Raw genomic sequence first — 12,749 nt, 5'->3', positions numbered from 1 at the left:
CTTGATGCCGCAATGCTCAGCTGTTGTGCGTGCCGACGATCTGGTCGCCTTCCAGCTTGGTGAACGGCACGAACGGTACGACCTTGCCATTGTATATGTCCGAGCGGACGATGTTGAACGTGCCGTCGGCAAGCTGCTGCTTGGTCACCTTGAGCACGTGCTGCGCGCCAGGCGGGCCGACCGGAATGACCATGACGCCATTGGGCTTCAGCTGCTGCAGCAGCGACGGCGGAATGTGGTCGATGCCGCAGGTGACGATGATCTTGTCGAATGGGCCGACACTCTCCCAGCCATAATAGCCGTCGGCATTGCGGCTGGTGACCGAACCGAACTCGCTGTAGCCTCGCTCGACCAGCCCGTCATAGGTGCGCCGCGTGCGCTGCGCCAGCGGATTGATGATCTCGATCGTGTGCACCTTGTCGGTGAGGTTGGCGAGATAGGCCGACTGGTAACCGGAGCCGGTGCCTACCTCGAGCACGGCCTCGCCGAATTGCACGTCGATGGCCGTCGTCATCCGCCCGACGAGGTGCGGACCGGAAATCGTCACGCCATAGCCGATGTCGAGAAAGGCATGGTCATAGGCGCGCCCCAGATTCTGCGGCAGCACGAATTCCTCACGCGGCGTCAAAAGGAAGGCGCGCTTGTTGCGGTCGTCCAGCACGTCCTTGTTGTAGACCATGATCTGGAAGCGATCGAAGCGCTCGGCCAAAAACTTCGGATCCTCGCCGCGATTGGCCACCATCCAGTCGATGAACGATTTTTTGTCGTTGAACGGCACTTCGGCGTTGCGGTCGTAGGGCACGGGCACGTTGGCCCTGACCGTGGCTGGAAGAATGGAGAACGCCGCCGCACCCGCCGACAGCGTCAAGAAATCTCGACGCTTCATGGAAAAAGCCTCCAAAAGTGGCCTTTGCCACCCCAAAACCAAGCACTTCAACCCGATTGCACCGGCTCCCAAAACGAGTCAATGGGCGTAGAAGGGCGGCCGTGCAGGCCGGAAAAATGTGGCGCGCGGGCAACAGTTTTGCCGATGCCATCAGCCTTTTTCAGGACCGTGGAATGGCGCGCCGCATTGCCGCAGGGCTCGCTGGAGAGCCTTTTCCTTATATTAGCAAGGGCTGTTGTGCTTGACTCGGCCGTCAAAAACAGGCAGCAAACCTGCTTCGGAAGGGCTGTAATACCGCGTGCATGATCGTGGACGAGCCTTTTTTGGCACAAAGTTCACGTCTCAAAGTTGGATTTGAGAGGGATTGGTTAACCAACTTTGTCCATATTTTGAAGCAATCGGCAATCAACGACAGGCGCGGCAAACGCGTCGGGGACCACCCTGGGATCACTCGCAGAATGGTCGTCGCGGCTGACAAGGCCACGTACGGGGAAAACCGATTGGAGCGAGATTGGTTGCATGGCGTTGTCGAGTAAACACAAAATAAATTGGGACCAGCGCGAGGGCGGCGAGTTCGTCGATGCGCAGCGCATCCCTTCCTTCAACCCGAAACGGATCGTCCGCTGGGTCGCGGTGCCCGGTGCCAGTGCTGCTGTCGGCCTCTGGCTGATCGGCACCATGGCCGGCCTCAGTTCCGTCGGCGCCTCGCTGTCGGCGACGTCGGGCGGCGGGCTGCCGCAAACGCTGGCCATGCCGGGCTCGCTGGCGATGGCCGATCCGCTCAAACAGCATTTCCTCAGATCCTCGGCGCCGTTCGTGCTGGCCAATGCCCATGGCGGCGCGCAGGCCCTGCACGACCATGCCGTGCAATGCGGCGCCACGTGCTTCAAGCTGGCCAGTGTGAGCCCGCTGGGTGAGAAGTCCGCGCGCCTCGCGGCCCATGCAAGACCGGAACAGCCAATCCTGAAGTCGAAAGCGCAGGAGCGCTTCGAACGCATGGAAGCGTCGCTCTCGCCGAGCAAGCTGGCCGCTGCCTTTGCTGCCGGCAAGCCTGTCGCCACTGCCGATGCCCGCCCGGTGATTTCCAAGGCCGCGCCGCAGGTCACCGAGGCATCGCTTGTGCCATCGGTCCAGGTGATGGCCAGCCTGTCGGATAACATGCCGGCTCCGGCGGCTGAACGCTTCGCCCGTGCCGATACCGTCGTCCAGACCGCGCCGGCGCCGGCGGGCTTTGCCCAGTCGCAGACGCCTGACAATGCACAGCTGGCGCTGGCCCTTGTCGAGTCGCTGCCGGTCGAGGACGAAGCCTTCGCCTCGCCGCTGCCGATGACCGGCTCCTCGGCCGATATCACGGTTGAGCCTGCCGAAACCCAGCCGCAACAGCCCGGCGACGCCGCCTCGCTGCCGGATGCGCTGACCGACGACGTGCCACTGCCGACCCACCGCCCGCAATATGACGCGCCGCGGCAGCCGAAGGCCGTGGTGGAACAGGATGAACCTGCGCCGCAGACCAGGATTGCTCAGCCCAGGATCGCGCAGCAGAAGCCGGCGCCGCAGACAAAGCCGGTCCAGCAAGCCCAGCCGGCAAGGCCGGCCCGGGCCGGCCGGCCGGGCGATGGCGGCGATGTGCTGGCCTATGCCAAGCCGGACACGCCTTCGGGCGGCCTTGGCCAGGCATTCAGGAACCTGTTCAACGGACCGGGCGGCGGCAGCGGAGCCGGCCACGGCGTCGCCGTCTATGACATCAGCGCCAAGACCGTCTACATGCCGGACGGCCAGCGGCTCGAGGCGCATTCCGGCCTCGGCGCCATGGTCGACCAGCCGCGCTATGTCCACGTCAAGGATCGCGGCCCGACGCCGCCCAACACCTACAATCTGTCGCTGCGTGAATCCCGCTTCCATGGCGTCGAGGCCATACGCCTGACGCCGACGAGCGGCGGCAACAAATACAACCGCGACGGCCTGCTCGCCCACACCTACATGCTGCGCGGCGGCCGCGCCGAGTCCAATGGCTGCGTGGTCTTCAGGGACTATGCCCGCTTCCTCGCCGCCTTCAAGAAGGGCAAGGTCACACGCCTCGTCGTGGTGCCGCGCCTGAACGGATCGCCGACTCAAGTGGCGACGGACAACGCCCGGGGCGCCTGAACGCAGGCAGGTGGTCCCCGGCAACTGCCTCCTCCTGACAGCCTACTGTCAGGAGCCGCATCCGGGCATGCGCCGCGCCGCATCGCGCTCTTTCTATTTTCGCCAAGACCTCCCATATTCGGGACATGGCCAAATCCCCTGATAAAAAAACGCCGCCGACGGCGAATGACGACCGCGCCGCGCCGAAGCGGCGCAGCCCGCTGACCGATTTCCTCGACGCTTCGGAACCGCTGCACAAAGGCGGCTTCGCCGAGATGCCGCAGCCCGAACTGTCGGGCACGCCGCTGACCGGTTCGATCGCCGACTGGGCCGAACAGATCGAGCAGGAAGCCGAACGCGAAGGGCGCCAGGCCGGCAAGGGCGACGGCGGCAAAGCGCCAAAGCCGTCGAAGAAGATTCCCGAGCGCTCCGCCGCGCCCGGACGCACGGCGCGCGGCACCTCGATGGGCGGCGCGGCCACGGCGCGTGAACGCACGGCGGCCGGCCTCAATCCGGTTGCCGGCCTCGACATCTCGCTGGAAGAGGCCGAGACGATGACGTCGAGCGGCGTCACCGCGACGGTCGCCGCCCTCTCGGCACTGATCGAATCCGGCAATCCGCTGCACAAGGACGGCGTGCTGTGGACGCCGCACCGCCCTGCCCGCCCGGAAAAGTCGGAAGGCGGCATCGCCATCAAGATGGTGTCGGACTTCGAGCCGGCCGGCGACCAGCCGACCGCCATCAAGGATCTTGTCGAAGGCGTCGACAACAACGACCGCACCCAGGTGCTGCTCGGCGTCACCGGCTCGGGAAAAACCTTCACCATGGCCAAGGTGATCGAGGAGACGCAGCGCCCTGCCCTGATCCTGGCGCCGAACAAGACGCTGGCCGCGCAGCTCTATTCCGAGTTCAAGAAATTCTTCCCCGACAATGCGGTGGAGTATTTCGTCTCCTATTACGATTATTACCAGCCGGAAGCCTACGTCCCGCGCACCGACACCTTCATCGAGAAGGAATCCTCGATCAACGAGCAGATCGACCGTATGCGGCACTCGGCGACGCGCTCGCTGCTCGAGCGTGACGACGTCATCATCGTCGCCTCTGTCTCCTGCATCTACGGTATCGGTTCGGTCGAGACCTATACGGCGATGACTTTCCAGATGCAGATCGGCGACCGGCTCGACCAGCGCGCCCTGCTCGCCGACCTCGTTGCCCAGCAGTACAAGCGCCAGGACATCAATTTCGTGCGCGGTTCATTCCGCGTGCGCGGCGACACGATCGAGATCTTCCCGGCCCACCTTGAGGACCGCGCCTGGCGCATCTCGATGTTCGGCGACGAGATCGAGCAGATCACCGAATTCGACCCGCTGACCGGCCAGAAGACCGGCGAGCTGAAAAGCGTCAAGATCTACGCCAATTCGCACTATGTGACGCCGCGCCCGACGCTCAACCAGGCGATCAAGTCGATCAAGGAAGAGCTCAAGCAGCGTCTGGTCGAACTCGAGCGTGCCGGCCGCCTGCTGGAAGCGCAGCGTCTGGAGCAGCGCACCCGTTTCGACCTTGAAATGCTGGAAGCCACCGGCTCCTGCGCTGGCATCGAGAACTATTCGCGCTATCTCACCGGCCGCCAGCCGGGCGATCCGCCGCCGACCTTGTTCGAATACATTCCCGACAATGCGCTGGTCTTCATAGACGAAAGCCATGTCACCGTGCCGCAGATCGGCGGCATGTATCGCGGCGACTTCCGGCGCAAGGCGACGCTGGCCGAATATGGCTTCCGCCTGCCCTCCTGCATGGACAACCGGCCGCTGCGTTTCGAGGAATGGGATGCCATGCGTCCGCTGTCCGTCGCCGTTTCGGCGACGCCGGGCGGCTGGGAAATGGAACAGTCCGGCGGCGTCTTCGCCGAGCAGGTCATCCGCCCGACCGGCCTGATCGACCCGCCGGTCGAAGTGCGCCCGGCGAAGAGCCAGGTCGACGATGTCGTCGGCGAGATCCGCGAGACCACGGCCGCCGGCTACCGCACGCTGGTCACCGTGCTGACCAAGCGCATGGCCGAGGACCTGACCGAATACCTGCATGAGCAAGGCGTGCGCGTGCGCTACATGCACTCCGACATCGACACGCTGGAGCGCATCGAGATCCTGCGCGACTTGCGCCTCGGCGCTTTCGACGTGCTGGTCGGCATCAACCTTTTGCGCGAAGGCCTCGACATCCCCGAATGCGGCTTCGTCGCCATTCTCGATGCCGACAAGGAAGGTTTCCTGCGCTCCGAGACGTCGCTGATCCAGACCATCGGCCGCGCCGCGCGCAACGTCGACGGCAAGGTCATCCTTTATGCCGACCAGGTCACCGGCTCGATGGAACGCGCGATGGCCGAGACCAGCCGCCGCCGCGAAAAGCAGATGGAGTGGAACGCCGCCAACGGCATCACGCCGGAATCGGTCAAGTCGCGCATCTCGGACATTCTGGACTCGGTCTACGAGAAGGACCACGTCCGCGCCGACATCTCGCAGTTCACCGACAGCGCCGGCGCCATGATGGGCAACAACCTCAAGGCGCATCTCGACGCGATGGAGAAGCAGATGCGCGACGCCGCCGCCAATCTCGACTTCGAGAAGGCAGCGCGCATACGCGACGAGATCAAGCGGCTGCGCGAGATGGAACTGTCCATCTCCGAGGACCCACTGGCCAAATACGCCGACATGGAAAGCCCGGTCTCGGGCCGCGAAAAGGGCAAGCACAACAAGGGCGTGGCCAAGCATCGCACGGCCGAGGAACAGGAGCGTTTCCGCAAGCTCGACGAGGCGCGCGCCGCCGAAGAGGCGGCCAAGGCCGCCCGGCCCAACCTCTTCCGCAAGCCCGATCTCGACGAGATGGGCGCCGACGGCGCCGTGCCGGTGACGAAGCCGCTGTTCGCCAAACCCTCGATCGACGACATGGGGCCAGGCACCGACATGCCGACACCCGCGGGTGCGGTGTCGCGCTCGCTGTTCAAGAAACAGTCGGCATCCGAAGCGCACGGCTCCGATTTCGGTATTCCCGGCGAGCCGGTCAAGCCGCTGTTCAAGAAGAACTCGCTGGACGAGATGACGGTGCGGCGCACGGAAAAGCCGGTCGAGGGAAAAGTGCCGGCGAAGCCCCAGCCGATCTCCCCCCTCGTGAGGGAGATGTCCGGCAGGACAGAGGGGGGCGCGGCGGATCGCGACGGCAAACCAATCGTTCGCCAGCGCGCCGGCATCGGCTCTTACGAGGACCCAGGCGACGCCCGTCGGGAAAAGCGGCGGCCAGGCAAGACCGGCAGGCCGGGGAAGTGAGCGCCTCTTCCTTCTCCCCCTGTGGGAGAAGGTGGATCGGCGCGCCAGCGCCGAGACGGTTGAGGGGTGTTCCAGCGGAGTGAGACGCTGGCGTTCCCTGGCACACCCCCTTATCCGACCTCGCTTCGCGAGGCCACCTTCTCCCACAGGGGGAGAAAGGAAAGCGCTCCATCTTCGCAGCTCGCGCTTGCCGCCAGCCGGCGGAAGCGATACGCACGGCTGCAATCCTGCCTCTGCCAGCAACGCGCCCCACCCGCCCCGCCTCCATGAAACCCAGGGACATCGCAGCCTACGCCTTCCTGGCCGTCACCTGGGGTCTGTCATTCCTGGTGCTGCTCAAGGTCGTACACGCTTTCGGCTGGGTTGGCGCCGTGACCTTGCGCTCGCTGATCGCCGGCATCACGCTCTTCCTGTTGGCGGCGGCGACGCGGCGGCGGCTCGATTTCAGCGCCGGCTGGCGGCACTTCGCCATGGTCGGTGCGACGACCGTCGCGGCGCAGCTGATCGGCCTGTCCTACGCCACGCCGCGCATCGGCACGGCGATGGCGGCCATCCTCGTTGCCGCGATCCCGCTGTTTTCGATGATCCTTGGCCAGTTATGGGGGCTCGAGCGCATCACCGTTCGCGGGCTGGCCGGCCTCCTGCTCGGCGCGGCGGGCATCGTCGTCCTGGTCGGCTTCCCTTCGGTGCCTATCACAGCGTCCTTCGCCTTCGGCTGCGCCGCCTCGCTGTTCAGTTCCTTCTCGGCCGCCTTCGGCAGCAACTACGCCAATCGCCATCTGCGCTCGGCCGGCTCGTTCGAACTCACCGGCGCCGCCTTCCTGTTCGGCGGGCTGATGACGCTGCCGCTGCTCTTGGCCGTGCCGGTTCCGGCCATGCCGCGTCCCGTCGATTTCCTCTACCTCGTCCTTCTAGCCTGCGTGATGAGTGCGCTGACCTATGTCGTCTACTTCCGGCTGGTGGCCAGCATCGGCGCGACCAAAACGATCAGCGTCGAATTCGCCGTGACCACGATCGCGGTGCTGGTTGGCACCGTCGTGCTTGGCGAGTCGCTGACCATCATCCAGGCCTTCGGCGCGGTGGCGATCATCGGCGGCTGTATACTGGTGCTGGATCCATTCCCGCGCCGCGTGAAAGCGGCGGCCTTGCCATCCGCCCCGCCCTTGGTGTAATCGCTTCGCACACTCGAACGTCTTGAAAGGAGGGCTCACGTGTTTACGTTTCATCGTCACCATCGTCAGCGTGGCCCGATTTCTGCCCTGCAAGCCAGCTTGCAGGGCTGACCAGGGACGGTCCGGGTTTTTCCCGCTTCGATTTTTTGGTCTGCCCTTCGTGGTGCCGCAACGCCGAGCCTGATGGCCAGCAAGCGCACCGTCCAAGTGCATGAGCCGCATGTCGGCCAAGACCAGAGAAATCCAAATGGCCCTGATCAGCCTCAAATCCCTCGGCGTCACCATGAGTGCGCCACTCTTCGCAAACCTCGACCTCACCATCGGCGCCGGCGACCGGCTCGGCATCGTTGCCGCCAACGGCCGCGGCAAGTCGACCTTGCTCAAATGCCTGACCGGCGAGATGGAGCCAACCTCGGGCGACATCACCCGCACGCGCGGCCTGCGCGTCGGCCATGTCGAGCAGTCGGTTCCCCCTGCCTTTCTCAGCCGCAGCTTCCAACAGGTGGTGGCCGATGCCATGCCGGCGGAGCAGGCCGAGAGCGAGATGTGGCGCGTCGACGTCGCTCTCGACTCGCTCGACGTGCCCGAAGCGATGCGCGAGCGGGAAATGCGGGCGCTGAGCGGCGGCTGGCAAAGGCTGGCGCTGATCGCCCGCGTCTGGGTCACCGATCCCGACGTGCTGCTGCTCGACGAGCCGACCAATCATCTCGACCTTGCCCGCATCAGCCAGCTGGAAAGCTGGCTGAACACGCTGCCGCGCGAAGTGCCCGTGGTCATTGCCAGCCACGATCGCGCCTTCCTCGACGCCGCCACCAACCGGACGCTGTTCCTGCGTCCGGAACAATCGCCGGTGTTTGCGCTGCCCTATTCGCCGGCGAGGCAGGCCCTGGACGAGGTCGACGCCTCGACGGCGCGCAAGTTCGAGCGCGACATGAAGGTCGCCCAGCAGCTGCGAAAGCAGGCCGCCAAGCTCAACAACATCGGCATCAATTCCGGCAGCGATCTTTTGACGGTGAAGACCAAGCAGCTCAGGGAACGGGCGGAGAAGCTCGAAGAGGCGGCGGTATCGGCGCATCGTGAGAAGTCGGCCGGCGCGATCCGGCTCGCCAATCGCGGCACCCACGCCAAGGTGCTGATCACGCTCGACGACGCCACGGTGGAAACGCCCGACGGCACGCTGCTGTTTCGAACCGGCAAGCGCCATATCTGCCAGGGCGACCGCATCGTTCTGCTCGGCCGCAACGGCGTCGGCAAGTCGCGCTTCGTCAGCCTGATCCGCAACGCCATCGTCGAGCCCGACACGGTCGCGAATGTGAAGGTGACGCCGTCGACGGTGCTCGGCTACAGCGACCAGGCGTTGTCGGGCATCAGCGGCGACGACACGCCGCTGGCGATGGTGTCGCGCCGCTACGATGTCGGCGAGCAGCGCGCCCGCTCGCTGCTCGCCGGCGCCGGCGTGCTTATCGAGATGCAGGAGAAAAGGATCGGCGTGCTGTCCGGCGGCCAGAAGGCGCGGCTGATGATGCTGGCGCTCAGGCTCGCCAACCCCAACTTCTACTTGCTCGACGAGCCGACCAACCATCTCGACATCGATGGCCAGGAAGCGCTGGAGGAGGAATTGCTGAAACACCAGGCAAGCTGCGTGCTCGCCTCGCACGACCGCTCCTTCATCCGCGCCATCGGCAACCGCTTCTGGCTGATCGAGAAGCGGAAGCTGACCGAGGTCGAGGACCCCGAGGACTTTTTCCGCGAGGTGGCTGAAGCGGGCAGTTGAGGGCGAAGGCTCGATACCTCAATCGGTCTGTAAATTATTTGCTTACATCTCTTGATTAGTGTAAGCAATATGTTTACATATATCTATGATCAAGTCCTTCAAGAACAAGGCGCTGTCGGACCTCTTTCAAACCGGAAAAACCGGTAAGATCGACGCCAAAATGCACAAGCGCATTCTTGTCCGGCTTGACCGCCTGGAAGCTTCGGAGAAGCCGGAGGAGATGAACCTCCCCGGCTTCGACTTCCACTCGCTGAAAGGCTTCGATCCGATCCGCTACACGGTCCATGTCAACGGCCCGTGGTGCATCACATTTGAATTCGACGGTAATGATGCCGCCCGCGTCGATTTCGAGCAATATCACTGAGGTGGCCAGATTGGAGAAGTTCGACTTATGACCGTGCACGAGCCGACGCGTCCGATCGAGCGTTGTCCCTCCCACCCGGGGGCGCTACTTGAGGACATTATCCCGGCAACCGGAAAGACCAAGGTGGAAATTGCAAATCTGCTCGGGATCTCCCGGCAACAGCTTTATGACATCATCCGCGAAAAGAAGCCGGTTTCGCCGGCTGTGGCCGCTCGCCTTGGGAAGCTGTTTGGCGACGGTGCCGCGATCTGGCTTCGGATGCAGGCGGCTTTCGATGCCTGGCACGCCGAGCGTGAAATTGACGTTTCAGCTATCCCGACGCTTAAGGTAGCCTAGGTCCACTCTTGGATTGAATCCGGAGTCGTAACAAAAATTTCGTCGCTCTGTCGGATCGCCTGAACCTGCGGCGTCCTTGGGATGCCGACACGATGATGCCGGCTTCATCCGAGGAGAAAGCATCATGTCCATTCTGTCATCCCTGGGTCGCGTTGCCTCCCGTTACGCACAGAACCGCGCCCGCCACCGCAGCGAGCGCGAATTGTTGTCCCTGCCGATCGAACTGCGCAAGGACATCGGCTGGCCGGAAATCGTCATCGACGCGCAAAGCGGCCCACGGATCCGCAGGACGCTTTGACAATGCGGTCGGAAAATATCGATGCGGGCCGCCACGCGGCGACCAATGCTCAATCATGCGTGTCGCCCGAAAGCGGCGTCGCCTGCATCGACGCACGCTTTTCGAAAACGTCGAACCAGCGCGTCAGCCGTGCCCGCGCGCGAAACGACGGAAGCTGGCGAAACGCCATCCAGGACAGCGTGGTGGCGAGCGCTATATGTCCGATATGGAGCGGCGCTTCGTCGTCCAGCGTGCTTTCGATCCAGTCGTAGCTCGCCTCGATCTTGTCCCGATATCCCTGCGCAAGAGCATCATAGCGCAGCGGCTCGGGTCTCCTTTCCGTCTCCCAGCGCAGGGCGATGCCTGTCTGTGCCAGCCCCTGGGCGACCGACTGCAGCCGCAACGCCTGCCAGCGCGCCTCGCCGTCTTGCGGCAAAAGCTTGCGGCCGTCATGCAGCGTGTCGAGATAGGCGCAGATGACATCGGAATCGAAGATCGCCGATGCGCCGGACCGCAGCAGCACCGGCACTTTGCCGAGCGGATTTTCGGCGTAGACACGAGCGTTGCGCAAGGTCGGACTGGTCTCGTGATGAATGACCTCGAGCCGATCGGCGATGCCGGCCTCATGCGCGAAGACCAGCGCCTTGCGCGCGAAAGGTGAGTGGGTCTGGTAATAGAGGATCATGGTCGTCTCAGGGATTGAGGAAGCGGCGCGTAATCCGTTCTAGCCCGCGAGCTGCGATAATTGCGCTCTGTTTGGGGGCCGCTGGCGCAAGTTCGTTTCACGCCTTCGGCTCAAACCGCCGTCTGCGCGGCCTGCCCGAAGCCGGCCCAAAAAAATTTGTGCCGCGCTGTAGGATTGCGGTCACCTCGTGCGTCCTGTGGTTCGCAAGGCTAAGCCGAACGCAAAGAGGAGCAAGACATGACTGACCAGACCCCCATTCAGCCCAGGGCAGAAGTGCTCGGCGGATTGACCCCCTACCTGCAGGTGGACGGCGCCTTCAAGGCCGCCGATTTCTACGAGAAGGCCTTTGGCGCCAAGGAGGTCTTTGCCTACCCGGCCGACGAGCAGGGCCGCACCATGCACATCCATCTCCACGTCAACGGCTCGACGCTGATGCTTTGCGACGCCTATCCCGAGCACGGCCATCCGCACAAGGCGGCGCAAGGCTACACGCTGCAGCTCCATCTCGGCGATGGCGACATCGACAACTGGTGGCAGCGCGCGGTCGACGCCGGCTGCGAAGTGGTCACGCCGCTGCAGGTGATGTTCTGGGGCGACCGCTGGGGCCAGCTGAATGATCCGTTCGGCGTCGCCTGGGCGATGAACGCACCGGTTAAGTAGCGAGCAGGCGTCGCCCGTCAGGGCTGACGCGCTCACCGCGCCGGGTCGTATCCCCGCCGACCCGGCGCTCATCTTTTCAGCCAAGGAGAACCCTATGTCCTATGTCGATGGTTTCGTGCTTGCCGTGCCAAAGGCCAAACTCGATGACTACAAGAAGCTGGCCAACCTCGCAGGCCCCATTTGGATGGAACACGGCGCTCTGGCCTATGTCGAATGCATCGGCGACGACGTGCCCTATGGCGAGCTGACCTCGTTTCCGCGTGCCGTTCAGGCAAAGGACGACGAGATCGTCGTCTTCGCCTGGGCGGTCTATGAATCCAGGCAACGCCGCGACGCGGTGATGGCCAAGGTGATGGCCGACCCGCGTTTGACACCCGATTTGGGTCCCATGCCGTTCGATATGAAACGCATGATCTTCGGCGGCTTCCAGCCTTTCATCGAGCTGTAGACCGATCATCCAGACCGACCGACCGCTGCCGCGTGCCGACGCCACGGCGGGACCCGAACCAGTCTTCATTTCTCGAGGCAGGACCGACTTATGCGCAAGCTGATCGTATTCAACAGCATCTCTCTCGACGGCTATTTTACCGACAGGCACGGCGCCATGGACTGGGCGCACAGCCAGGATCCGGAATGGAACGCTTTCGTCGCCGACAATGCCAAGGGCGGTGGCATGCTGGTGCTGGGCCGCGTTACCTACGAGCTGATGATCCAGTTCTGGCCGACGCCGATGGCGGCCCAAATCGCACCGGTGGTGGCCGAACGCATGAACGCCATGCCGAAGGTCGTGTTCTCCCGCACGCTCGACACGGCGAGTTGGAACAACACCGAGTTGGTCAAAAGCGGCCCGGCCGCGAAGCTTCGGGAACTGAAGCAGCAACCGGGCAACCACCTGACAATCCTGGGAAGCGGCAATCTCGTCGCTCAATTGGCCGAGGAGAATTTGATCGACGAATACCAGTTCGTCATCGTGCCGATCATGCTTGGCGCCGGCAGGACGATGTTCGAAGGCATCGGCAATCGGCTCAACGTGAAGCTGGCCCGGTCACAAGCCTTCGGCAACGGCAACGTCTTCCTGCGCTACGAGCAGAAGTCGCAGGCCGGCTAATGCATGTTGTCCAAAGAGATCAGGACAACGATTTCAACCAGACATC

12 protein-coding genes are annotated in these 12,749 nt (G+C 63.8%); 10 read left to right on the top strand and 2 right to left on the bottom strand.

Annotated features, from left to right (window positions below; genetic code table 11):
• Positions 1 to 16: 16 nt before the first annotated feature.
• Positions 17 to 886: a protein-L-isoaspartate O-methyltransferase family protein gene (locus JG746_RS11650; protein WP_202358257.1), complete on the bottom strand. Its 870-nt coding sequence runs from the start codon at positions 884 to 886 to the stop codon at positions 17 to 19.
• Positions 887 to 1,405: 519 nt separating this feature from the next.
• Here JG746_RS11650 and JG746_RS11645 point away from each other — a divergent pair.
• The 7 genes from JG746_RS11645 (at position 1,406) to JG746_RS11615 (ending at position 10,271) form a co-directional block, all read left to right on the top strand.
• On the top strand, positions 1,406 to 3,031 hold the full coding sequence (locus JG746_RS11645) for a DUF2778 domain-containing protein (RefSeq protein WP_202358256.1): 1,626 nt from the start codon (positions 1,406 to 1,408) through the stop codon (positions 3,029 to 3,031).
• A gap of 125 nt (positions 3,032 to 3,156) precedes the next feature.
• The gene (gene uvrB, locus JG746_RS11640; protein ID WP_244730748.1) at positions 3,157 to 6,327 is read left to right on the top strand and encodes an excinuclease ABC subunit UvrB; all 3,171 of its coding nucleotides are present in this window, start codon (positions 3,157 to 3,159) and stop codon (positions 6,325 to 6,327) included.
• A 266-nt stretch (positions 6,328 to 6,593) separates the two neighbouring features.
• Positions 6,594 to 7,499 (top strand): DMT family transporter, encoded by a 906-nt coding sequence (locus tag JG746_RS11635; protein ID WP_202358255.1) that lies wholly within the window; start codon positions 6,594 to 6,596, stop codon positions 7,497 to 7,499.
• A 247-nt stretch (positions 7,500 to 7,746) separates the two neighbouring features.
• Positions 7,747 to 9,273 carry an ABC-F family ATP-binding cassette domain-containing protein gene (locus JG746_RS11630; protein ID WP_202358254.1) on the top strand — a complete coding sequence of 509 codons (1,527 nt, stop codon included), beginning with the start codon at positions 7,747 to 7,749 and terminating at the stop codon, positions 9,271 to 9,273.
• A gap of 85 nt (positions 9,274 to 9,358) precedes the next feature.
• Entirely contained in the window at positions 9,359 to 9,637 is a 279-nt protein-coding gene (locus JG746_RS11625) for a type II toxin-antitoxin system RelE/ParE family toxin (protein WP_202358253.1), read from the top strand.
• Positions 9,638 to 9,664: 27 nt separating this feature from the next.
• Positions 9,665 to 9,973, top strand: a complete 309-nt coding sequence (locus JG746_RS11620) for a HigA family addiction module antitoxin (RefSeq protein ID WP_202358252.1) — start codon at positions 9,665 to 9,667, stop codon at positions 9,971 to 9,973.
• 124 nt (positions 9,974 to 10,097) lie between these two features.
• Positions 10,098 to 10,271 (top strand): hypothetical protein, encoded by a 174-nt coding sequence (locus JG746_RS11615; RefSeq protein WP_202358251.1) that lies wholly within the window; start codon positions 10,098 to 10,100, stop codon positions 10,269 to 10,271.
• A gap of 49 nt (positions 10,272 to 10,320) precedes the next feature.
• On the opposite strand, the gene JG746_RS11610 is transcribed toward JG746_RS11615, so the two are convergent.
• Positions 10,321 to 10,935: a glutathione S-transferase family protein gene (locus JG746_RS11610; RefSeq protein WP_202358250.1), complete on the bottom strand. Its 615-nt coding sequence runs from the start codon at positions 10,933 to 10,935 to the stop codon at positions 10,321 to 10,323.
• 237 nt (positions 10,936 to 11,172) lie between these two features.
• On the opposite strand from JG746_RS11610, the gene JG746_RS11605 reads away from it, so the two are divergent.
• The 3 genes from JG746_RS11605 to JG746_RS11595 all read left to right on the top strand — a co-directional run bounded on the left by JG746_RS11605 (position 11,173) and on the right by JG746_RS11595 (position 12,703).
• The gene (locus JG746_RS11605; RefSeq protein ID WP_202358249.1) at positions 11,173 to 11,595 is read left to right on the top strand and encodes a VOC family protein; all 423 of its coding nucleotides are present in this window, start codon (positions 11,173 to 11,175) and stop codon (positions 11,593 to 11,595) included.
• Between the two features lie 94 nt (positions 11,596 to 11,689).
• Positions 11,690 to 12,043, top strand: a complete 354-nt coding sequence (locus JG746_RS11600; protein WP_202358248.1) for a DUF1428 domain-containing protein — start codon at positions 11,690 to 11,692, stop codon at positions 12,041 to 12,043.
• Positions 12,044 to 12,133: 90 nt separating this feature from the next.
• Complete coding sequence (locus JG746_RS11595) at positions 12,134 to 12,703, top strand: dihydrofolate reductase family protein (protein WP_202358247.1); 570 nt, start codon at positions 12,134 to 12,136, stop codon at positions 12,701 to 12,703.
• Positions 12,704 to 12,749: the final 46 nt, after the last annotated feature.

Origin of the sequence: Mesorhizobium sp. 113-3-3, assembly GCF_016756495.1 — a bacterium.
Taxonomy (GTDB): domain Bacteria; phylum Pseudomonadota; class Alphaproteobacteria; order Rhizobiales; family Rhizobiaceae; genus Mesorhizobium.
Note: the sequence above shows the minus strand (reverse complement) of the source record. Positions and strands in the feature narration are given on the sequence as shown.

Bases quoted from the DNA above. Each gene is read 5' to 3' on its own strand.
- JG746_RS11610 (WP_202358250.1), bottom strand. From the start codon at position 10,935: ATGATCCTCTATTACCAGACCCACTCACCTTTCGCGCGCAAGGCGCTG.
- JG746_RS11635 (WP_202358255.1), top strand. From the start codon at position 6,594: ATGAAACCCAGGGACATCGCAGCCTACGCCTTCCTGGCCGTCACCTGG.
- JG746_RS11605 (WP_202358249.1), top strand. From the start codon at position 11,173: ATGACTGACCAGACCCCCATTCAGCCCAGGGCAGAAGTGCTCGGCGGA.
- JG746_RS11595 (WP_202358247.1), top strand. From the start codon at position 12,134: ATGCGCAAGCTGATCGTATTCAACAGCATCTCTCTCGACGGCTATTTT.
- JG746_RS11645 (WP_202358256.1), top strand. From the start codon at position 1,406: ATGGCGTTGTCGAGTAAACACAAAATAAATTGGGACCAGCGCGAGGGC.
- JG746_RS11620 (WP_202358252.1), top strand. From the start codon at position 9,665: ATGACCGTGCACGAGCCGACGCGTCCGATCGAGCGTTGTCCCTCCCAC.
- JG746_RS11650 (WP_202358257.1), bottom strand. From the start codon at position 886: ATGAAGCGTCGAGATTTCTTGACGCTGTCGGCGGGTGCGGCGGCGTTC.
- JG746_RS11615 (WP_202358251.1), top strand. From the start codon at position 10,098: ATGTCCATTCTGTCATCCCTGGGTCGCGTTGCCTCCCGTTACGCACAG.
- JG746_RS11600 (WP_202358248.1), top strand. From the start codon at position 11,690: ATGTCCTATGTCGATGGTTTCGTGCTTGCCGTGCCAAAGGCCAAACTC.
- uvrB (WP_244730748.1), top strand. From the start codon at position 3,157: ATGGCCAAATCCCCTGATAAAAAAACGCCGCCGACGGCGAATGACGAC.
- JG746_RS11625 (WP_202358253.1), top strand. From the start codon at position 9,359: ATGATCAAGTCCTTCAAGAACAAGGCGCTGTCGGACCTCTTTCAAACC.
- JG746_RS11630 (WP_202358254.1), top strand. From the start codon at position 7,747: ATGGCCCTGATCAGCCTCAAATCCCTCGGCGTCACCATGAGTGCGCCA.